The organism is Ralstonia sp. 110700041-2 (assembly GCF_056280165.1).
This window is the reverse complement of sequence record NZ_JBSFAI010000004.1, coordinates 1-21,360: the sequence shown is the minus strand read 5'-3', so window position 1 is coordinate 21,360 and position 21,360 is coordinate 1. Positions and strand designations below refer to the sequence as shown.

Sequence of the window (21,360 nt, the reverse complement as noted above, 5' to 3'; positions counted from 1 at the left end):
ACCATCCGGAGACATCCATGGCCAACGATTTGCCCACCTCGGCCCTCACCTTCGATTACGTCATCGTCGGCGCCGGTTCGGCCGGTTGCGCGCTCGCCAGCCGGTTGACCGAAGACCCGGACGTGACGGTCGCGCTGCTCGAAGCCGGCCCGCACGATCATCACCTGTCGGTCTGGGTGCCGGCCGGTTGCGCGGCGTCACTGCCGTTCAAGAACAAGCGCAACTATGGGTTCCAGACCGTACCGCAAGCGGGGCTTGGCGGCCGCCAGGGCTATCAGCCGCGAGGGCGTGGGCTGGGCGGCAGCTCGTCGCTCAACGCCATGATCTACATCCGCGGCACGCCCAGCGACTACAACCACTGGGCGGCGCTCGGCTGCACCGGTTGGAGCTGGAACGATGTGCTGCCCTACTTCAAACGCTCCGAAGGCAACGAACGTTTTGCCGGCCGCGATGACGACGCGCTGCACGGCGGCACCGGCCCGCTTCACGTGAGCGACCTGCGCACCGGTAACCCCATCGCACAACGCTTTGTCGATGCCGGCGTGGCGGCAGGCTATCGCCGCAACAACGATTTCAACGGCCCCGACCAGGAAGGCGTCGGCCCGTACCAGGTCACGCAATACAACGGCGAGCGCTGGAATGCCGCGCGCGCCTACCTGCATGGCGGGGACAAGGCCGACGCCACCTTCAGCCGCAATCGCCGCCAGTTGACGGTGTTGCCCGACACGCAGGCCCTGCGGATCGTGTTCGACGGCAAGCGCGCGGCAGGCGTGGTAGTGGAGCGGGCGGGCCGCACAGAAACGCTGCGCGCGCGCCGCGAGGTGATCGTCTCATCGGGCGCGTTTGGGTCGCCGCAGTTGCTGATGGCCTCGGGCGTGGGCCCGGCGGAGCATCTGCGCTCGCTGGGCATTCCGGTCGTACACGACCTGCCCGGCGTCGGCCAGAACCTGCAGGACCACCTCGACATCATCCTGCACAAGAAGGTCTTCAACCTGGACCTGATCGGCTATTCCGCGCGCGGCAGCGCCCGCATGCTGAGCGAGATCCTGCGCTACCGGCGCGAGCGTCGCGGCATGCTGGCAACCAACTTTGCTGAAGCCGGCGGCTTCATCAAGAGCCGGCCCGATCTGGCCGATCCCGATCTGCAACTGCACTTCGTGGTGGCCATGGCCGACAACCACAACCGCACGTTCAACTACGGCCACGGCTATTCGTGCCACGTGTGCGTGCTGCGCCCGAAGAGCCGCGGCGAAGTGCGCCTGGCCTCGGCCGACACACGCGATGCGCCGCTGATCGACCCGCGTTTCCTGTCCGACCCCGATGACATGACCGGCATGCTCGCCGGCTTCCGCGCCGTGAAGAGCATCTTCGCGCAGCGCCCGCTGGCCGACCTGGGCGGGCGCGAGTTGTATTCCGGAAACATCCGCGGCGACGGCTCCGACGACGAAGCCGTGCGCGCCCTCATCCGCCAGCACGCCGACACCATCTATCACCCAGTCGGCACCTGCAAGATGGGTAGCGCAGACGATGCAATGGCCGTCGTGGACCCGGAACTGCGCGTGCGTGGCCTGACAGGCCTGCGCGTGATCGACGGCTCCGTCATGCCGACGCTGATCGGCGGCAACACCAACGCCCCGATCATCATGATTGCCGAGCGCGCTGCCGACCTGATGCGCCAGGGCGGACGCCTGACGTTGAATGTGGTGAGCGGCATCCCCGCGCAAGCAGTACCGGCCGAGGTGCATTGAGCAACAAGGCACATCCTGGCGCAAACGCACGCACACCGGTGGTTTGGCCGTTGGAGCCCTAGATGGCGCCTTGAATTTCTGTTGCAGAGAGGAAAAAGGAAGGGAAACTGTCTGAGCGAAACGAGTTTTTCCCTTCCCCTCTCTGCGACATAAATTCAACGAGTCTTTCGCCATCTCGGGCGCGCCTTTCTTTGGCAAGACAAAGAAAGCGAGTCAGCCCCGGCAGGGGATGAAACAAGGGATGGACCAACAACACCCATAGCCACCCCGCGTAAGCAAGACATTAGTTGCCAGCACTATCCGTAGGCGTATTAAACGAATCCCGCAGCAAATAACTCATCGGCACCTCCAGATTCACCCCGTTGGGCGGAATCGGCTGCTGGAACCACTTCTTGTAGAGCTTCGGCACCTCGCCATCGACAATTAGCCGCGTCATCGACTGGTCGATCAGCTTCTTGAACTCCGGGTCCTGCTTGCTCAGCATGATCGCGTACGACGATACGAGCTGCGTCTTGCCCGCCAGGCGGTAGTCCGCCGGGTTCTTGGCCGTGGCGCGCATGCCCGAGAGCAGGATGTCGTCACCGGCAAACGCGTTGGCGCGGCCATCGGCCAGCATCGCAAACGCGCTGCGCAGATCGTTGGCATCGACCACCTGCATCGTCATGCCCGTCTCGTTGAGCTTGCGTGCGAGGTCGGCATTGGTCGAGCCGCGCGCGGCCACTACCGTCTTGCCGTTGAGGTCTTCCCATTGCTGGATCGGCGAGCCGGTCCTTACCAGCATGCGGCCCTTGGTGATGTAATGCGGAATCGTGAAGGCGACCTTCTCACGGCGCTCGCGTGAGTTGTTGGTCGAGCCGCATTCCAGGTCGGCCTTGCCCGAAGCGACCACGTCCATGCGCGTGGCGGCTGTCACCGGCACGTACTGCACCTTCAGGTCAGGGCGCTTGAGCGAGGTCTTGATCGAATCGATCAGCCGCGAGCAGATGTCGATGGCGTAGCCGACCGGCTTGCTGCCATCGAGGTACGAAAAAGGAATGGAGTCTTCCCGATACGCCACATGCACCGTGCCCGAGTCGCGGATGCGATCGAGCGTCGGGGTAGCGGCAACGGCGTTGGACGGGAAGAAGGCGGTGGAAACAGCAGCGGGAACGGCAAGCGCGGCCAGCAGCCACGTGCGCGCAGCGAACGGCATCGTCAAAGGTCCTAGGAGAGGTTCGGGCTTCTAATGGCCAGCCGACCGCATCGGGGCCCTATCGACGCGGCGGTGCGCGCAATCGATTGCCAGGCGACGTCCGCCCGGCTGCGCAGCATTGGCTGGGGCGCGCCGTCACTCCCCCGGGGAATGCCAAAGCGTGAAGCAATGTCACGCGCCGCCATGGGCGCGCATTATGCGCTGAATGCGGGTATACCCTCAAGCACCTGTTCGGTGCGTGGATAAGCGGCCGGAGGTCGCGATGTGGTTTTCAGCGTTACACGAAAGCGTGCGCTCACATTTGACTGCATCCCCAGGGTGTGCTACACGGGCCACGCGCGTTGCAGCACTGCGCCCAGTTCCTGCGCGTGTCCGTCGAGCGTGCCAAACACGCGGCCATGTTGATGATGGAAGCGGCTGGCGATAAAGCGCTCGGCGTCGTCCGGGTGGGCGTACGCCAGCATCAGCGCAGCCTGTGCCGTAAGTGCCAGCCCCTGCGCGATGCGGCGTGCGGAGGTTTCCTGGATGTCGCCCGGCTGATGCAGCATCGCCTGCAGCGCGGCCAGCTCCGCACGCACGGCACGGTGGCCGTGCGCGCGCTCGCCAATGTCGTGCACCAGGCGCAACGCATCGTCCGGCGTGCGGGCGATGGCGCGCAGCACGTCCAGGCACATCACGTTGCCCGAGCCTTCCCAGATGGAATTGACCGGCGCCTCGCGGTACAGGCGTGCCATCGGGCCTTCTTCGACATAGCCGTTGCCGCCCCAGACTTCCATTGCCTCGCCGGTTGCTTCGACGGTGCGCTTGCAGACCCAGAACTTAGCCGCGGGCGTGACGATGCGCTTCCACGCTGCGGCCAGCGGATCGACATCGGCACGCTCGAACGCGTTGCCCAGTTCCATCATCAGCAACGTCGCCGCTTGCGATTCGAGCGCGAGATCGGCCAGTACGTTGCGCATCAGCGGTTGGTCGGCCAGCAGGCGGCCGAACGCCATGCGGTGGCGTGCGTGGTGCAGCGCCTGCATCAGAGCGTGGCGCAGGATGGCCGCGCTGCCGATCACGCAATCCAGCCGCGTGTGTGTCGCCATCTCGATGATGGTCGGAATGCCGCGTCCTTCCTCGCCGATGAGGATGCCTTCTGCGCCGCGGAATTCCACTTCGCTGCTCGCGTTCGAGCGGTTGCCGAGCTTGTCTTTCAGACGCTGGATCTGGATCGGGTTCTTGCTGCCGTCATCGCGAAAGCGCGGGACAAAGAAGCACGACAGCGGCCCGTCTTCCGCGCCCATGCGCGCGACTACCAGGTGCGCATCGCACATCGGTGCAGAGAAGAACCACTTGTGCCCGGTGATGGCGTACGTCGCGCCACGGCCCTCGCCACGCAAGGGCGTTGCCACCGTGGTGTTGCTGCGCACATCGGAGCCGCCCTGCTTTTCGGTCATGCCCATGCCGACGAGGATGGCGGTCTTCTGGCGCCACGGCAGGTCACGTGCGTCATGTTCGCGGGCGTAGAGACGCGGCCCCAGATCGGCAAACAGCGCGGTCTCGTTCTGCAGCACGGGGATGCTGGCGAATGTCATTGTCGCCGGGCACAGCGTGCCGGATTCGATCTGCGCCTGCATGAAATAGCCCGCGGTGCGGGCGGCCCATGCGCCGGGGCGCGGGTCGGCAAACGGCAGGGCCTGCAGCCCCTGGCTGCGCATCAGGCCGAGCAGCGCATGCCACGCGGGGTCGAAGCGGATGGCGTCGATGCGCTCGCCAGTGCGGCTGTGGGTGTGGAGTTCCGGGTGGTAGGAGTTGGCCTCGGCGGCCCACTGCAGCGTCTCGGGCGCGCCGAGTTGGTCGCCGAAGGCTTGCAGCGCGCTGGCGTTCCAGCCGCCGCCCAGACGTTCGAGCGCGCCTTGCAGCGTGGCGTCGGACGTAAACGGGTTGAAGCCGGTCAGGTCCGGGACTTGGTTGAAGACGCGGTGCGTGGCCTCGGTGGGCATTGGGGGTCTCCTGGGTCACCTTTGTTTGTGAACACATGGTAGACCCGTGGCGGTTCGGCTGCGTAAACGGACTCCGTGGCGGGTGGCTGGTTGGTCGACCGCTCGCCATTGCGCGCCGCCCACCCTCGTAATGGAAATACAAATGCGAAGAGGCGGGTTTATTTAGACCGCCACTCCACAAGCGCTTATTCATTCGAAAATTCCAAAATGATCGGCGTCCGATATTTGAGTGATAAATGGTCTCTGTGTCTCAACGCCCGGTCATGCCGTCTCAATATGCGTTCTATTAACGAGATAGCGCCGCGATATAAAGGGAAAAAAAGCCTAAAAAGCCTTGTGTGGTAACGGTTTCACCGGCGACCAGTATTGACGGATGGGGAGGCTTTTCTTAGCATCGCGTCCGGATCAATGTGCCAGTCAAAATAAATAAGAAAGGCTGCGCTGGTCTGACGGGGGATTTCCAAGGGATAACACGCAGCCATTGCACCGATTGTCGGTGCCGGTATGCAAATCCCACGCGCTATTCCCTCGTGACGGGGGAGTGCCTGGCAGCAGTCAGGCTCTGAATTTCGCAAGAACGCTCGAGAGAAAAAGCTCGCAAGACAGCGGGCCTGAACGAGGGAGAAATGCGCGTGCTCACACAAAACAGCCCGTTTGGCCGGCGTGGGGTTGCCGGATGGTCGATGTTCCGGCGTCTGGAGGCGCAGGGGCGGGAATGGCTGCGCCAGGGCCTGCTGGCCGTGCTGGCGATCTGGCTGACGGTGTTGTCGCAAGGAGCGCTCGCCGCTGCCTGCACCGTCTCATTCTCGACCAACATGAATGCGCAGAAGTCCTATGTCTTTACGGCTGCGGACACGAGCAACTGCGACCCCTTCCTGTCCGGCATTGCTTACGATTCTTCCGGCGGTACAAACAGTTCATCCGGCCCGCTCTTTCTTACGGCGACCGCCCAAGGCGGCAAAGTCGCCATCTACAGCGGTTCGGTACCGCCATCGGGGGATCCGTATACCAATGGTTTCGTTTACACGCCGCCGAGTAACTTCAGCGGCACTGATACCGCCACGTTCTACACCAGCAATGACAGCGTCACCTGGGTGCCTAACGGTATCGTGAGCATTGCTGTAATCCCAACTGCGCCGACGGTGACGGGCATTGCGCCGAACACAGGGACGACCGGCGGCGGCACCTCGGTCAACATCAGCGGCACCAATTTCACCGTCGCCACGGCCGTCAAGTTTGGCGCGACCAACGCCACCAACTTCACCGTCAACAGCGCCACGCAGATCACGGCAACATCACCGGCGGGCAGTACTGGCGTTGTTGATGTGACGGTGACCAACGGCGGCGGCACCAGTACCACCAGCGCGGCTGACCGGTTTACCTACGTGCTGCCGCCAACCGCCGGTCCGACCAGCATTACCGTGGCGCACGGCAGTACTAACAACCACGCTACGGTGGACGTCACCGGTGCAACCAGCGTGGCTGTCGGCACGCAGCCGACCCACGGCACGGCCACGGTCTCGGGCGGGTCGATCACCTACACGCCCAACCCGTCGTACTCAGGCATGGACTCGTTCACCTACACGGCTAGCAATGCGGGCGGCACGACGGCGCCGGCCACAATCACCGTCACCGTGTCGAATGCGACGGTCAACTACGCGCCGTCCTCACCCGCTGGCGGCACTGTCGGTGCGGCCTACAGCCAGTCACTGGCGTCGGCCAGTGGCGGCACGGCGCCGTACACCTATACGATCGCGTCCGGCGCGTTGCCGCCAGGGCTGACGCTGACAAGCAACGGCATGCTATCGGGTACACCAACCGCCGATGGCAGCTTCAACTTTGCGGTAACCGCCACCGACAGCAGTACGGGCACGGGCCCGTTCTCTGCCACCAGCAGCACGCTGTCGCTGGTGATCGGCACGCCAACTATTACCGTATCGCCGGTTTCGTTGACGAACGCGACGGTGGCTGCGGCTTACAGCCAGACGATAACGGCCAGCGGTGGCACAGGGCCATACACCTATGCCATCACCTCCGGTGCGCTGCCCGCCGGGCTCACGCTCAGTTCGGGCGGCGTGCTGTCGGGGACGCCCACGGCGGGCGGCACGTTCAACTTCACCGTGACCACCACCGACAGCAGCACCGGTACTGGCCCATATACGGGCAGCCGTACCTATACGCTGGTCGTCAATGCACCCACGTTGGCGCTCACCCCGGCATCGGGCAGTCTCAGTGCTTCAACCGGCGTGGCGTACAGCCAGACCTTCACAGGCAGCGGCGGTCTGGCGCCATACACCTATAGCCTTGCGGTCCATAGCGGGACGATGCCGACCGGTCTCTCGTTCAACACCGGAACCGGCGTGTTGTCCGGTACGCCGACCACCACGGGCGTGGTCAACTTCTCGGTGACTGCCACCGACCACGCAACGGGCGCGGGGCCGTACAGCACGTCTGGCACCTACACGCTGACCACCTCGGCGCCCACCATTACCGTGTCGCCCACCACCCTGAGTGCGGCGACTGTCGGCGCCGCCTACGGCCAGACTGCCGCGGCCGGCGGGGGTGCCGCGCCTTACAGCTACGCGCTGACTGCCGGTGCGCTGCCGACGGGCCTGAGCTTGAACGGCAGCACTGGCGCGATCACTGGTACGCCCACGGCGGGCGGCACCTTCAACTTCGCGGTCACGGCTACTGATGCCAACAGCTATACCGGCTCGCGCGCGTACACCCTGACGGTCAACGCAGCTACCGTCTCGGTCAGCCCGAGCACGTTGCCGGGCGGCACCATCGCTACGGCATACAGCCAGACCATGTTGGCCAGCGGCGGCACAGGTCCCTACACGTATGCCGTCACGGCAGGTTCGCTGCCGACGGGGCTGACGCTGTCCAGCAACGGCACGCTGTCGGGTACGCCCACGGCGGGTGGGGTGTTCAACTTCACCGTCACCGCGACTGACAGCAGTACCGGAACCGGCCCTTACACGGGTAGCCGTGCCTACTCGCTGACGATTGGGTCGCCCACCTTGACCATCACGCCGGCCTCGGGCTCTCTCAGCGGTGTCGCAGGCACCGCTTACAGCCGCAACTTCACGGCAAGTGGTGGTACGAACCCATACACCTATGGCTTCGTGGTGAATAGCGGCACTGTCCCCACGGGCCTTACGTGGAACGGCACCACCGGCAGGCTGGCAGGGACCCCAACCACGGCCGGCACGGTCAGCTTTACCGTCACCGCTACCGACAGTTCGACGGGGACGGGTGCTCCGTTTGCGGTAAGCGGTGTCTACACGCTTACCATTGCCGCGCCTAGCCTGACGGTATCGCCGGCCACGCTCCCCAACCCGGGGATTGCAACGGCGTACAGCCAAACCATAACGGCGGCCAACGGCACCGCGCCGTACACCTATGCTGTTACGGCGGGCGCATTGCCGGCTGGCCTGAGCCTGAACACCTCCGGGTTCCTGTCGGGTACACCCACCGCAGGCGGAACGTTCAACTTCACCATCACGACAACGGATGCCAACAGCTTCACGGCCAGCCGTGCTTACAGCGTCACCATCGGTGCGCCCACGGTCACGGTGAATCCGGCGGCCGCAACGTCGGCCCAAGTCACCACGGCCTACAGCCAGACCTTCACAGCTACCGGCGGTACCGCGCCCTACACGTACGCCGTCACCACCGGCACGTTGCCTGCGGGCCTGAGCTTGAACGCCAGCACTGGCGTTCTGTCGGGCACGCCCACTACGCTGGGCAGCAGCTCATTCACAGTGAGGGCCACCGACAGCAGCACGGGCACTGGCGCCCCGTACAGCGGTACGCGCAGCTTCACGATCACGGTGGGCCAGGTGATCGGCACCGCGCCGGCAATCACGGCCACCACCATGTCGACGGCACCGATCACGCTGCATGCAACGGCCAATGCAACCGGCGGTCCGTTCTCGTCCGTCACGATTGTCAATCCGCCTGCCAGCGGCACTGCCGTCGTCAACGGTCTGGACATCGTCTACACGCCGACCCAGACCACCTCCGGCGCAGTCAATTTCACTTATGCGCTGATCAACACGGCCGGCACGTCCGCGCCGATTCCGGTAACGGTCAACGTGAACGCCGTGCCGATTGCGGTGGCGCAGAGGCAGGCCATCACGTCGTCGGGCCAGGGGGTGAGCGTGGACTTGACCGAAGGCGCCACGGGTGGCCCCTTCACGGCGGCGACGCTGGTGTCGGTGGTGCCCTACAACGCGGGTACGGCCAGCATCGTGCAGAAGGCGATCCAGACACCGGCCGGCCTGAAGCCGCAGGCAGTGGCGGCATCGACGTACGTGCTGAACTTCACCCCGTCAGGCACCTACAGCGGCCAGGCCGTGCTGACGTACACGCTGTCCAACGCGTTCGCCACCTCGACGGCTGCAACGGTGCAGGTGAGCGTGGCGCCGCGCAAGGACCCCTCGGCCGATCCTGATGTGGCAGGTCTGATCAACGCGCAAGTGCAGGCCGCGCGCCGCTTCGCCACCACGCAGATTGACAACTACAACCGCCGCCTGGAAGCGCTGCACGGCACTGGCCGGCCACCCTCGAGCAACGGTTTGACGGTCGCCATGCCGGGCCAGCGCGCAGACATGCAAGCGCGTTGCCAGGATGTGGCCGGCATTTCCGCGCACGATGCCTGCATGCGCGGTGACGGTCAGGGCGTGCGGCCATTCGCACGCGGCAAGCGCAACGCCGATGCGGCCAGCGGCAGCACCGACAAGTCGACCGCCGATGCCGGCCCCGATCTGCCCGGCGCTGATGCCGCCAGCGCGGGCCCGGACAACACCGACCCGAATCTCGCGTTCTGGAGCGCCGGTACGCTGGACTTTGGTTTTGCCAGCGCTGGCACGCAACGCTCCGGTTTCCGCTTCACCACAGGCGGTGTGACGGCCGGCGCGGACTACCGCGTGTCCGATCAGCTCTCGATCGGGGGTGGGTTTGGTTACGGGCGTGACTCCACCGACATCGGCAACGCGGGCACCAGGAGCACGGGCGACAGCTATAGCCTCGCGCTGTACGGCAGCTATCGCCCGCTGCCTTCGTTGTTCGTCGATGGTGTGGCCGGCTTCGGCACGCTCAGTTTCGACTCGCGCCGCTGGGTGACGGACTCCAACGACTTCGCCACCGGCAAGCGCAGCGGCAAGCAGGTTTTCGCCTCCGTGTCGGCCGGCTATGAGCATCGCGATCGTGCGTGGCTGATCTCGCCTTACGGGCGCCTGTCGGTCTCGCAATCGACGCTGGATCAGTTCACCGAATCGGGCGCCGGCATCAACGCGCTGACGTATTTCGACCAGACGGTGACGACGGTATCCGGCACGCTCGGCCTGCGTGCGGAATACACGCAGAAGACCAAGTGGGGCACGTTCCTGCCGTTCGCACGGGTGGAGTACCAGCACGACTTCAATGGGCAGAGCAATGCAGGTTTGGCGTATGCCGATCTGGCATCGGCAGGCCCTGCTTATTACGTGCCGGGTACACCGTTTGGGCGCGATCGAATGCAGATCGGGTTGGGGACAAAGTTCCGGACTGGCCCGCTCACGTTTGGGTTGGACTACAGCGTGATGGCGGGCATGGGGGGCTTGCAGCAGGGGGTTCGGTTGACGTTTGCTGCACCGTTCTGAAGCAACAAGCGGTAAGCGCTAACAAAAAGCCAGCCTTCGGGCTGGCTTTTTTGCTGGGCGAAATGTCAGCGCATCAGGGTGAAGTCGAGGATACCGCCGGCTTTTCCCCAGTCAGCAAGTAATGCATCAGTTCCCGCACCGGCCGAATCGCCTGCCCAAATGGGAGCTTGCCCGCACCGCGGAAAAACAATCCGCGCTCCACATCCCCACGCAGCGCCTGCGCAAGCTTCAGGTCAATGCAGAACTGCCCGACCTTGCCAATCCCATCCCGCAGCCCGCAGGTCTGCAAACAATCGAACCCCTGCAGACAATCCCGCACCTTGGCCTTGGCCTGCAGCGCGCTTTCGCGTGAGAGATACCGCGACAACCACGGCGTCATCACTGCCCGCGCCGGCAACCCAGCCACGCTGACAAACTCGCCGATATCCCCTTGCTCCGCGCCCGTCAGCACCCGCTTGAAGCGCACGTGCGCATCGCCCTCCTCCGTCACGGCAAATGCAGTGCCGAGCTGCACCGCAGCGGCGCCCTTGTCGAGCCAGTGCTTCACCTTGGCATGCGAATCGATGCCGCCCGCGAGGATGATCGGAATCTGCTCCGCCGCCAGTCCCAGCTTGATGAACAATTCACGGCATTCATCCAGCACGCGCGCAAACGAGAACCGCTCGTCTCGCAGATCTTCGATGCGAGCTGCGCCCAGGTGGCCGCCCGCATGTGTCGGATGCTCGATCACCACCGCGTCGGGCAGCCGCGCCTTCTTCATCCACCGTTTGAGCACGACGCCTACGCCGCGCGAGTCGGAAAGAATCGGGATGAGCGCCACCTTCGGATGCTCGGCCGTCATCTCCGGCAGGTCGAGCGGCAGGCCCGCGCCCATGACGATCGCATCGGCGCCGCTCTCGCACGCCTGGCGCACCAGCGCAGGATGCGATTCCACCGCCTTCATCACGTTCACGGCGATCATGCCGTTGCCTTGGCTGCCTTCACGCGCGGCGCGAATCTCGCGGTCCAGCGCAACGAGGTTGGCGGCGTTGATGGCGTCCTTGTCGCGCGATTTCTCGGTTGCGGCGACGAGATCTGCGTGGTGATGCCGCAAGTCGATGCTGGCGATGGTGCCGACGCCGCCTTCGCGCGCCACGGCGCCGGCCAGCCGGTGCGCCGAAATACCCACGCCCATCCCGCCCTGCACGATGGGTACGAGGCTGCGCCCCGCGAGTGTGAACCGACGCTCCAGCATGACAACTCCCAGCGGCCGTGCCGCAATGCAATAGAAAAGGGATTGAGGGTCGCACAGGTGAAACGCGGCGGGGTTGCGCAAGATCAAGGCGGGCCGCGCCGGTGCGCGCCGCCGCACATTGCGTGGCGGTTTGGACTGAAATGACCCGTCGACCGTCATCTCACTGGTTTTCGTGCTGGCAACGCCGGCAGCCCTGTGCTTAAATTCAGCCTCGTTGGATGAAACAGGGGTGCCGTACGGATGGGCCGTGCGGCTGAGAGAGTCCCTTCGCACCCGATCCGGTTCGTACCGGCGTGGGAAGTTTCAGAACACCGCGTAGTCTCTGGCAGCCACCCCCTCAGTTCTTCGGGTCACGCCACCTCTCCCGGTTTCGTCCACTGCCTGCTCCACCAGGCCACAGAATCAAGGACGAGACCATGCCCCAAGCCAAAAACGCCCCCGCCGCATCGTTCGACTCGCTGCAGTCCGAGCTCGACCAGAAGTTCGCCTATCCGGCCTCCAGCAAGACGTACATCGTCGGCAGCCGCCCGGACATCCGCGTGCCGATGCGCACCATCAAGCAGACCGCCACGCGCACCGACAAGGGCGAGATGCTGAACCCGCCGGTGCCGGTGTACGACACGTCGGGCCCGTACTCCGATCCCGATGTGCACATCGACCTGCAGGCGGGCCTCGCCCCGCTGCGCGCCAAGTGGATCGACGAGCGTGGCGATACGGAAATCCTCTCGGGCCTGTCGTCCGAATACGGCCAGACGCGCGCCAACGACCCGGCCACGGCGCACCTGCGCTTCTCGCACATCTCCAAGCCGCGCCGCGCCAAGGCCGGCGCCAACGTGAGCCAGATGCACTACGCGCGCCGCGGCATCATCACGCCCGAGATGGAATACGTCGCGCTGCGCGAATCGCTGAACCTGCAGGCACTGCAAGACAAGCCCGAGTACCGCCAACTGCTCAAGCAGCATCCGGGCTTCTCGTACGGCGCGAACCTGCCGCAGCGCCCGGAAGACATCACGCCGGAATTCGTCCGTGCCGAAGTCGCCGCGGGCCGCGCGATCATCCCCGCCAACATCAACCATACCGAGCTGGAGCCGATGGCCATCGGCCGCAACTTCCGCGTGAAGATCAACGGCAATCTCGGCAACTCGGCGGTCACCTCGTCGCTGGCCGAGGAAGTGGAAAAGATGGTGTGGGCGATCCGCTGGGGCGCCGACACGATCATGGATTTGTCCACCGGCAAGCACATCCACGAGACGCGCGAATGGATCCTGCGCAACTCGCCGGTGCCCATCGGCACGGTGCCCATCTACCAGGCGCTGGACAAGACCGGCGGCGTGGCTGAAGACCTGACGTGGGAGATGTTCCGCGACACGCTCATCGAGCAAGCCGAGCAAGGCGTGGACTACTTCACCATCCACGCGGGCGTGCTGCTGCGCTACGTGCCGCTCACGGCCGACCGCATCACGGGCATTGTCTCGCGCGGTGGCTCGATCATGGCCAAGTGGTGCCTCGCGCATCACAAGGAAAACTTCCTGTACACGCACTTCGACGAGATCTGCGAAATCATGAAGGCGTACGACGTGTCGTTCAGCCTGGGCGATGGTCTGCGCCCCGGTTGCATTGCCGACTCGAACGACGCCGCGCAATTCGGCGAGCTGCACACGCTGGGCGAGCTCACCAAGAAGGCGTGGGAGCACGACGTGCAGGTCATGATCGAAGGCCCGGGCCACGTGCCGCTGCAGCGCGTGCAGGCCAACATGGACGAAGAGCTGAAGCACTGCTTCGAAGCCCCGTTCTATACGCTGGGCCCGCTTGTGACCGACATCGCCCCGGGCTACGACCACATCACCAGCGGCATCGGCGCGGCCAACATCGGCTGGTACGGCACGGCCATGCTCTGCTACGTCACGCCCAAGGAACACCTGGGCCTGCCGGACAAGGAAGACGTGCGCGAAGGCATCATCACCTACAAGATCGCCGCGCATGCAGCCGACCTTGCCAAGGGCTGGCCGGGTGCGCAGCTGCGTGACAACGCGCTGTCGAAGGCACGCTTCGAATTCCGCTGGGAAGACCAGTTCAACCTCGGCCTCGATCCGGAGAAGGCACGCGCCTTCCACGATGAAACGCTGCCGGCCGAGGGCGCCAAGATCGCGCACTTCTGTTCGATGTGCGGTCCGAAGTTCTGCTCGATGAAGATCACGCAGGAAGTGCGCGACTACGCGGCCACGCTCGACGCCAACGCCACCGCCGCCGCAGTTAACCCAACTGCGGGCATGGAAGAGAAGTCGATCGAGTTCCGCAAGAGCGGCAGCAAGATCTACAGCTAACCCACCGGTGCAATGCCAACCTCAACTTCATTCGACGTAACGATCCTCGGTGGCGGCCTCGCCGGCCGCCTGTGTGCCTGGCAACTCGCGCAGACGGGGGTGCCCCCCGCGCGCATTGCCTTGGTGGAGCGCGGTCCGCGTGACGGCAGCGGTGCCGCGGCGTACGTTGCCGCGGCCATGCTGGCGCCGCTTGCCGAAGCCGCCGTGGCCGATCGTTTTGTCGTGGACTTGGGGTTGGCAAGCCTGGCGCTGTGGCGCGATTGGTTGCCCAAGCTGCGCACGCCGGTCTTCTTCCAGGAGGCCGGCACGCTGGTGGTGTGGCATGCGGCGGACCGTGGTGAGGCGTCGTTGTTTGCCAACCACGTGCGCAATGCCGCGCCGCCCGAGCGCGTGGCCGCCGATCTGCGTGCCGTGGACGCGTCCGGCATTGCCCAACTCGAGCCGCTGCTCGCACAACGCTTCACGCAGGGGCTGTATCTGGCAGGCGAAGGTCAGCTTGACCCGCGCGGCGTGCTGGATGCGCTGGCGACCGAGCTGGAAGCGCTCGGCGTGCAACTGCGCTGGAATACCGAGGTTGTCGATCCGAGCCCCGACGCACTGGCTGCCGCCGGGCTGGGTGCGCGCCTGGTGCTCGATTGCCGGGGCCTCGGTGCCAAGCCGCAGTGGCCGCGACTGCGTGGCCTGCGCGGCGAAGTGGCGCGCATCCATGCGCCGGACGTGTCGCTCACGCGGCCGGTGCGCATGCTGCATCCGCGCTACCCGCTCTACATCGCGCCCAAGCCGGGCAATGTCTACGTGATCGGCGCGACCGAGCTGGAATCCGACGACATGTCGCCAGCAAGCGTGCGCTCCACGCTGGAATTGCTGTCTGCGGCCTACGCCGTGCACCCCGCGTTTGGCGAGGCGCGCGTGCTGGAGCTGAACACGCAGTGCCGCCCGACGCTGCCGGACCACCGTCCGGCCGTCCGCTGGGATGGCGCTGGCACGTTGTCGGTCAATGGCCTGTACCGGCACGGCTACATGATCGCGCCCGCCGTCACCCAAGCCGCGGTGGCAGCGGCGTGCGACGTGCTGGACGGCTGTGCCTTCGATACGGACGACTGCGAATGGCCCGAGCTATTCGCCGCCGCTGCATCGCCTGAACCTGTTTTGTCATGACGCTGAACGTCACCCTCAACGACCTGTCGCTGGCCCTGCCTTTGGGCAGCACGCTGGCCGACGCCATTGGTGCGGCCACGCCGCAACTGCAGATCGCGCCGCCGTTTGCCGCATCCGTGAATGGCGATTTCGTGCCCAAGGCGCGCCATGCGCAGCACGCGCTCAAGACAGGCGACCGCATTGCACTCGTGCAGCCCGTCGTGGGCGGCTAGGAGTCTTCGATGACCACTACGAACCTTTCCGCCGTGGCTGATCCGCTGCGCCTCTACGACGAAACCTTCGCCTCGCGCCTGCTGCTCGGCACGGCGCGCTACCCGTCGCCGCAATCGCTGGAAGACGCCGTGCGTGTGTCCAACCCGGCCATGCTGACGGTGGCGCTGCGCCGCCAGAGCGCGGGCTCGCCCGAGGGCGGCGCCGGCTTCTGGAAGATGCTGCGCGAACTCGGCGTGCCCGTGCTGCCGAACACCGCTGGCTGCTATTCCGCCGACGAGGCTTATACCCTCGCGCAGATGTCGCGCGAAGTGTTCGAGACCGACTGGATCAAGCTCGAAGTCATCGGCGACGACTACACGCTGCAGCCCGATACGCTCGCGCTGCCGGCCGCTGCCGAACGCCTCATCCGCGACGGCTTCAAGGTGTTGCCGTATTGCACCGAAGACCTCGTGCTGTGCCGCCGCCTGCTCGACGTCGGCTGCCAGGCGCTGATGCCGTGGGCTGCACCCATCGGTACCGGCCGCGGGCCCACCAACCCGTATGGCCTGCGCCTGCTGCGCGAGCGCCTGCCCAACGTGCCGCTGATCGTCGATGCGGGCCTGGGTGTGCCGTCACACGCCACGCAAGTCATGGAATGGGGCTACGACGCCGTGCTGCTGAACACCGCTGTCGCGCAGGCGGGCGACCCGGTGGCGATGGCGCAGGCGTTTGCGATGGCCACGCAGGCCGGTCGCCTTGCGCGGCTGTCGGGCCCGATGCCTGAGCGTGATGTCGCGCAGGCCAGCACGCCGGTTGTTGGGTTGCCGTTCTGGCATGCGGAAGAGAAGCAGGCATGAGTGCATCCGCCTTGCGTTTTTCCGCCGCGTGGCCGGAAGCTGCAGCCCTTGCTGCGCAGATCGTCGATCGCCATGTGGAAGCCTTCGGCCGCGCGCCGCACGCCTGGAGCGTGACCGACCACGCTGACGAAGCCACGAGCACCGCCACGGTCCTGCTGACGACCGATACGGCGCAAGCCGAACGTGCTCGCTCTGCTGGCGCCGCTGTTGTGTTGACTGCAGTGGAAGGCGATCAACGCATCGACACCGTGTACGACCGCCTCGGCACGTACCGCTTCACGTCTGCGGCGCAAGGCGATGCATTCGATGTGCGCTTCGTCGCCATCTTCGGTGCGGCACTCGCGCTGGCATTCGAACCGCGCGATGCGCTGTGCGTGGCGCGCGCGTGGATTGCCGAAGGCAATGCCGATGCCCTCGCTTGGCCCACGCAATTCGATGCCCTGCCCCGCGTGCTCGAACCAGCGTTGCCTTGCCCGACCGCAGCGGACCTTGCCTTTGCGCCGTGCCCGACGCAGCTCGGTATCTACGCCGTCGTGCCGGATGCGGATTGGGTGGCGCGCCTCGTCGCGCTCAAGGTGCCGACGTTGCAGTTGCGCTTCAAGTCGGACGACGCGCAAGCCGTGGTCGACCAGGTGCGCCGGGCAGAAGCCGCCGCACGCGGCAGTGCCACGCGCCTGTTCATCAACGACCACTGGCAAGTCGCGCTTGACGTGCACACTCAGGCGCCCGACAGCGGCATCTACGGCATTCACCTCGGCCAGGAAGACATCGACGAAGCTGACCTGGTGGCGATCCGCTCGGCCGGTTTGCGCCTTGGCATCAGCACGCACGGCTTTGCCGAAATGCTGCGCGTCGCACCGCTGAACCCGAGCTACCTTGCACTCGGCGCTGTGTTTGCCACGCCCACCAAGACCATGCCGACCGTGCCGCAGGGCCTCGGCCGCCTGTTCGCCTACGCGGCGGCCATGCGCACGCGCGAGCCGGCACCGCCGCTGGTGGCCATCGGTGGCATCGATCTGCCAGCGATGCCGCGCGTGCTGGAATCGGGCGTGGGCTGTGTGGCGGTGGTGCGCGCCATCACCCAGGCGGCCGATGTGCCGGCTGCGGTGGACGCACTGCAAGCGACGTTCGCGGCGCACGTGCGCGCGTAAGCATCGTCCGCCGCACCTCTGTGCGCCTGCGCCGCGCACCCGCGCTTTTGCTGACCTATCCTGTTCGTGCGCCGCTGCGGTTGTCGTCGCAGCGGCTTTCCAACACACGCTGCAGGAGACAAGACATGGCGGTCCAGCCCATCCCCGAGGGTTACCACAGCGTCACCCCGTACCTGAGCATCAAAGGCGCCGCGCGCGCGCTCGATTTCTATAAGCAAGCCTTCGGCGCCACCGAACTCGTTCGCATGGATGGCCCCAACGGCACCATCGCGCACGCTGAAATCCGCATCGGCGATTCCCCCATCATGATGTCGGACGAAGCGCCGGACACGGTCTGCGCCAGCCCCGACACGCTGCAGAGCACGTCGGTGGGGCTGATGATCTATGTGCCCAACGTCGATACCGTGTTTGCCAATGCCCTGAAGGCCGGCGGCACGGAAGTGCGCCCCGTGGTGGACCAGTTCTACGGCGACCGCTCCGGCACGCTTAAAGACCCGTTCGGTCACGTGTGGACGGTGTCCACGCATGTGGAAGACGTGGCGCCCGACGAGATGGCCAGGCGCATGGAGAAGTGGACGAAGGAGCAGGCGGCAGCGTCGGCCTGATATCGGCGGTGCAAAGAAAAAAGCGCGGACGAGAGCCGCGCTTTTTTTTTGTTCCTGCGTTCTCGACTAACTGCCGCGTCGAACATATCCCATCGTTGTTCATTCGTGCCGGCCTCAGGGGCGATGAAGTCAAAGAGTGTTGAGTCTCGTCGATTTCGTGCGCGCCGCTCCGACACTGGTGGATCTGTGTGCATTTGCATCTTCCACCCTGAGTCCTGCACGATGACTATCCCTGAACAGGCTCTGCCCGAAACTACCGTCACCGCCCGCCGCCGCTCGTTCTACGGCATCAAGGTGACGGATATCACCCTACCCGGCGGCCCATGCCGCAAGGTCGTCTATCCCGCACCGCTGCCCGGCGTCATCATCTTCGTCCATGGCGTCAACTCCACCGGCGAATGGTTCGACGCCGCAGAGGAAGGCCTTTGCAAGGGGCTCAACGCCCGCCTACAACGCAACGACGAGCAGGTCGCCTACCCCAAGGAGAGCGGCAAGCTCCGCCCCATGCGCTATACAGCCGAGCTGACGGAAGACGGCTATATACGCCGCGACCTCAAAGCCAACACCTTCATTGAACCGGGCAGCGGCACCAGCCCCGTCATCCGTTTCCGCTGGGGCTACAAAGCCAGCAGCGAAGACGTCGTCCAGGAAGATGGCACCGTCCGCAACGAGCTTGCGAGTGTGGGCGGCAATATTCTGCTCGACGAGAAAAACGCCTGGGGCGGCGGTCCGTTCGTGAATGGCGCCTCCGCTCTGCCGGATCTGTTCGGCAAGGGCACTGACAGCGAAGTTTTGGGCGGTCTGTTTGAACTTCAGCACTTGCAGACCAGTGACCGCCAGATCTATAGCGCGCCCACGCGCCACTACCAGGCCTTTGCCGCGTGGCGGTTAGCCAAACTGGTCGCTCGCATCCGCGAGCTGCACCGCGACATCTTCGAACGCGATTGCCCCGTCACCGTCGTCTGCCATAGCCAGGGCAACATGGTGGGCTTGGCCTCTGCCTACTTCGGCGCCAACCATATTGAATTCGGAGCGAACAAAGAAACCGGCGCCAAAGGTTGGGGCGTAGCCGACACCTACGTCCTCGCCAACCCGCCTTACAGCCTGCGCGGTAGCCGCCTGGATAACTTCAGCCAATTTGACGGCGCAGGCCGCGTCACCTACGACGCGCGCGTTGCAGGCCTCAAGGGCTTCTTCGACATCGTGCGCCACTTCCGGGCCCGGGCCCAACACTACAGCCACCACGCCGTGGATCAGCTCGGATTCAACGCGTGCCCCAAGAATGGCGACACCCCGCGCACTGCCGCACAGGACAGCGCTGACCACCAGACCAGGGGGCGCGTCTTCCTCTATTGCTGCCCGCACGACCGCGTCATCTCTGTCTCACCGGTGCAGGGCATGGGCTGGCTTGGCTTGAACGACAAGGATGTGCAAGCCACCGGGGCTCAGCGCATTCTGTTCCAACGCGTCTGGGCGCAAACCAAGCCGGGTACCCCGTACAAGGTTGGGGCAGAACCCGGCTACCGTTACCGCTATTGGCACGACACCATCGGCGCCACGCCGGCCGATGTGGGCAGCGGTTGGGATGACACCACCGGCACCTTCAAACCGCGGAACACCAAGCCCACCTTCTGGACGCCGTCCCCTGACACCGCGGGCGTTTCCTTCGCCAGGATCTGGGGCGATTCGCGCAAGAGCATTTGGGGCAAGCTGGTCGCCAGCGCTGCCGGCGTTCCAATCCAAGCCATCATGTGGGGCGGCCAAGCCGTGAAGGGCGCCACCAACGTCAATGCCGACCCAGCGGATGACTGGGCCGTGCTGGTCAATGCCCCCAAGGTGCCCGGCGGCGGCATCGTGCCCCAAGCCGTCTACCTGCCGCACGGCGCGCCTCGACCCGGCGAGACCTCACATCCGGATGGCGTGCGCACCATCGGCCCCTTCAACGCGCACAAGGAATCCGCCAGCGATGCGCTGAACCGCAAGCGGAGCATTCCAGAAGGCCAGTTCGACCCCTACGCCGAGCAACGCAAGACCGGCCACGGCAATGCCGCCAGCGAAGCCGCCATGCGCTACGACCAGAACGCCGGGGTGCGCCAGCGCGCGCGGCGCGAACTCTACAACGACGACGGCTTCCTCAGAAAGGGCGTGCTCTTTGCGGAAGACGACGTCGAGAAGATGAACGCCGCACAACACCACACCTTGCGCGGCACCACGTTTGGCGCTTTCGAACAGCAAGAGCGCACGGCGCTGATGAAGGACGGCGAAGACGCGCAAGCCACCAACCACTCCACCATCCTCACCAACGCCATGCATGCCGAACATGTGCTCGCGTATGACGTGGACGTGGGCTTGTGCCACTTCGATGAGTTGTTGATGAACCAGTTGCGGCGGATGGCGGATTGGCGGTGGTGTGAGCCAGTAGACAAGGACGAATACCCGCCGGGGCGCGATCCCAAGAACGACAGCGAGTTCACGTACTACGGCACGAAGGCAGCGCTCTACGACAACGGCCCGTTGGAGCAACACAAAAACCTAGCGGCTATCAAGGGCGCTGTCAGGGCTATTGGCATTGACGACGCGCGAAATCCCGGGCGCTTAGATGCGTACCACACGTCGCCAGACGGACCACGCTACGCCTGAGGAACCCACATGCGCGATTCATTTCATCTCATCGCTTATCGGCGTGCCGTCACCCACGTGCTCGCAGCCGCCTGCTTGTTGCTTTCTGCCTGTCAATCCGGAGTCCAGATGCCCAATAACAAAACCTACTACCGCCAACCCATCGCCTGGCCGCGCATGCAAAAGCAAGCACAACAAGGTGATCAGGGCCAGGCCCCCGCCGCAGTCCTGCTGGGGGTGCAATGGCTTAACCCGCTGATGTGGCGGGACTACCCAACCCAATGGAATCTGCTGTGGGCACAAGGGCTCGCACAGCCCAATGACGACGACCTGCAGGCGAAGCGCTTCAAGCTGGGCGATGCAGTGGGGCAGCTGACGCTCGGCTTGTCGCGCCATGAACGATTGGAGGATTTTCCACATGTAAAGCGCGACAGATTCGAGTCGGCATTGAGCAAATTGATTACCGCCCCACTGCTCACCTTCAACGACTACCTGGAGGACGCGAATTATTTCTATTCCCTCAAGCGGGGTACCAGCCGCCCTAACTACTTCTGACCTGCCCCCGGTTTTAGTACGAAGCACAGTTAGAGTCCGAGGTTAAAAACTCTTGCTCATGCCCCTGCGCAAACTGCATCGGGGTCAGGTAG

Annotated in this window: 12 protein-coding genes, 1 pseudogene and 1 riboswitch; of the genes and pseudogenes, 10 read left to right on the top strand and 3 right to left on the bottom strand. The window is 65.0% G+C overall.

Annotated features, from left to right (window positions below; genetic code table 11):
* Positions 1 to 17 precede the first annotated feature (17 nt).
* On the top strand, positions 18 to 1,748 hold the full coding sequence (locus ACUXH0_RS06810; protein ID WP_182593811.1) for a GMC family oxidoreductase: 1,731 nt from the start codon (positions 18 to 20) through the stop codon (positions 1,746 to 1,748).
* A gap of 283 nt (positions 1,749 to 2,031) precedes the next feature.
* On the opposite strand, the gene ACUXH0_RS06805 is transcribed toward ACUXH0_RS06810, so the two are convergent.
* Together ACUXH0_RS06805 and ACUXH0_RS06800 are read right to left on the bottom strand one after the other, a co-directional pair.
* On the bottom strand, positions 2,032 to 2,940 hold the full coding sequence (locus tag ACUXH0_RS06805) for an amino acid ABC transporter substrate-binding protein (RefSeq protein WP_182593810.1): 909 nt from the start codon (positions 2,938 to 2,940) through the stop codon (positions 2,032 to 2,034).
* Between the two features lie 323 nt (positions 2,941 to 3,263).
* On the bottom strand, positions 3,264 to 4,925 hold the full coding sequence (locus ACUXH0_RS06800; protein ID WP_012436809.1) for an acyl-CoA dehydrogenase family protein: 1,662 nt from the start codon (positions 4,923 to 4,925) through the stop codon (positions 3,264 to 3,266).
* 626 nt (positions 4,926 to 5,551) lie between these two features.
* Between ACUXH0_RS06800 and ACUXH0_RS06795 the strand changes: the two genes are divergently transcribed.
* Positions 5,552 to 10,573, top strand: coding sequence for a putative Ig domain-containing protein (locus ACUXH0_RS06795; RefSeq protein ID WP_012436810.1), 5,022 nt, complete (start codon positions 5,552 to 5,554; stop codon positions 10,571 to 10,573).
* Between the two features lie 73 nt (positions 10,574 to 10,646).
* Here ACUXH0_RS06795 and ACUXH0_RS06790 read toward each other — a convergent pair whose 3' ends face one another.
* Positions 10,647 to 11,807 (bottom strand): NAD(P)H-dependent flavin oxidoreductase, encoded by a 1,161-nt coding sequence (locus ACUXH0_RS06790; protein WP_004628391.1) that lies wholly within the window; start codon positions 11,805 to 11,807, stop codon positions 10,647 to 10,649.
* Between the two features lie 215 nt (positions 11,808 to 12,022).
* Positions 12,023 to 12,124: riboswitch (TPP riboswitch) on the top strand.
* 99 nt (positions 12,125 to 12,223) lie between these two features.
* Here ACUXH0_RS06790 and thiC point away from each other — a divergent pair.
* From thiC to ACUXH0_RS06750, 8 genes and pseudogenes are all read left to right on the top strand, one after another.
* Entirely contained in the window at positions 12,224 to 14,131 is a 1,908-nt protein-coding gene (thiC, locus tag ACUXH0_RS06785) for a phosphomethylpyrimidine synthase ThiC (RefSeq protein ID WP_012436811.1), read from the top strand.
* 12 nt (positions 14,132 to 14,143) lie between these two features.
* The gene (locus ACUXH0_RS06780; RefSeq protein ID WP_012436812.1) at positions 14,144 to 15,289 is read left to right on the top strand and encodes an FAD-dependent oxidoreductase; all 1,146 of its coding nucleotides are present in this window, start codon (positions 14,144 to 14,146) and stop codon (positions 15,287 to 15,289) included.
* Positions 15,286 to 15,501: a sulfur carrier protein ThiS gene (thiS, locus tag ACUXH0_RS06775; protein WP_004628385.1), complete on the top strand. Its 216-nt coding sequence runs from the start codon at positions 15,286 to 15,288 to the stop codon at positions 15,499 to 15,501. The genes ACUXH0_RS06780 and thiS overlap by 4 nt, the downstream gene beginning before the upstream one ends.
* Positions 15,502 to 15,510: 9 nt before the next feature.
* Positions 15,511 to 16,338, top strand: a complete 828-nt coding sequence (locus ACUXH0_RS06770; protein ID WP_027678721.1) for a thiazole synthase — start codon at positions 15,511 to 15,513, stop codon at positions 16,336 to 16,338.
* On the top strand, positions 16,335 to 17,489 hold the full coding sequence (locus ACUXH0_RS06765) for a thiamine phosphate synthase (protein ID WP_012436814.1): 1,155 nt from the start codon (positions 16,335 to 16,337) through the stop codon (positions 17,487 to 17,489). Before ACUXH0_RS06770 ends, ACUXH0_RS06765 begins: the two co-directional genes overlap by 4 nt.
* Before the next feature lie 125 nt (positions 17,490 to 17,614).
* Entirely contained in the window at positions 17,615 to 18,094 is a 480-nt protein-coding gene (locus tag ACUXH0_RS06760) for a VOC family protein (protein ID WP_012436815.1), read from the top strand.
* A 222-nt stretch (positions 18,095 to 18,316) separates the two neighbouring features.
* Positions 18,317 to 20,734: a T6SS effector phospholipase Tle3 domain-containing protein gene (locus ACUXH0_RS06755; protein WP_012436816.1), complete on the top strand. Its 2,418-nt coding sequence runs from the start codon at positions 18,317 to 18,319 to the stop codon at positions 20,732 to 20,734.
* A 9-nt stretch (positions 20,735 to 20,743) separates the two neighbouring features.
* Positions 20,744 to 21,265, top strand: a pseudogene (locus tag ACUXH0_RS06750) (hypothetical protein); the annotation flags it as partial.
* Positions 21,266 to 21,360 lie beyond the last annotated feature (95 nt).

Bases quoted from the DNA above. Each gene is read 5' to 3' on its own strand.
- ACUXH0_RS06810 (WP_182593811.1), top strand. From the start codon at position 18: ATGGCCAACGATTTGCCCACCTCGGCCCTCACCTTCGATTACGTCATC.
- ACUXH0_RS06805 (WP_182593810.1), bottom strand. From the start codon at position 2,940: ATGCCGTTCGCTGCGCGCACGTGGCTGCTGGCCGCGCTTGCCGTTCCC.
- ACUXH0_RS06800 (WP_012436809.1), bottom strand. From the start codon at position 4,925: ATGCCCACCGAGGCCACGCACCGCGTCTTCAACCAAGTCCCGGACCTG.
- ACUXH0_RS06795 (WP_012436810.1), top strand. From the start codon at position 5,552: ATGCGCGTGCTCACACAAAACAGCCCGTTTGGCCGGCGTGGGGTTGCC.
- ACUXH0_RS06790 (WP_004628391.1), bottom strand. From the start codon at position 11,807: ATGCTGGAGCGTCGGTTCACACTCGCGGGGCGCAGCCTCGTACCCATC.
- thiC (WP_012436811.1), top strand. From the start codon at position 12,224: ATGCCCCAAGCCAAAAACGCCCCCGCCGCATCGTTCGACTCGCTGCAG.
- ACUXH0_RS06780 (WP_012436812.1), top strand. From the start codon at position 14,144: ATGCCAACCTCAACTTCATTCGACGTAACGATCCTCGGTGGCGGCCTC.
- thiS (WP_004628385.1), top strand. From the start codon at position 15,286: ATGACGCTGAACGTCACCCTCAACGACCTGTCGCTGGCCCTGCCTTTG.
- ACUXH0_RS06770 (WP_027678721.1), top strand. From the start codon at position 15,511: ATGACCACTACGAACCTTTCCGCCGTGGCTGATCCGCTGCGCCTCTAC.
- ACUXH0_RS06765 (WP_012436814.1), top strand. From the start codon at position 16,335: ATGAGTGCATCCGCCTTGCGTTTTTCCGCCGCGTGGCCGGAAGCTGCA.
- ACUXH0_RS06760 (WP_012436815.1), top strand. From the start codon at position 17,615: ATGGCGGTCCAGCCCATCCCCGAGGGTTACCACAGCGTCACCCCGTAC.
- ACUXH0_RS06755 (WP_012436816.1), top strand. From the start codon at position 18,317: ATGACTATCCCTGAACAGGCTCTGCCCGAAACTACCGTCACCGCCCGC.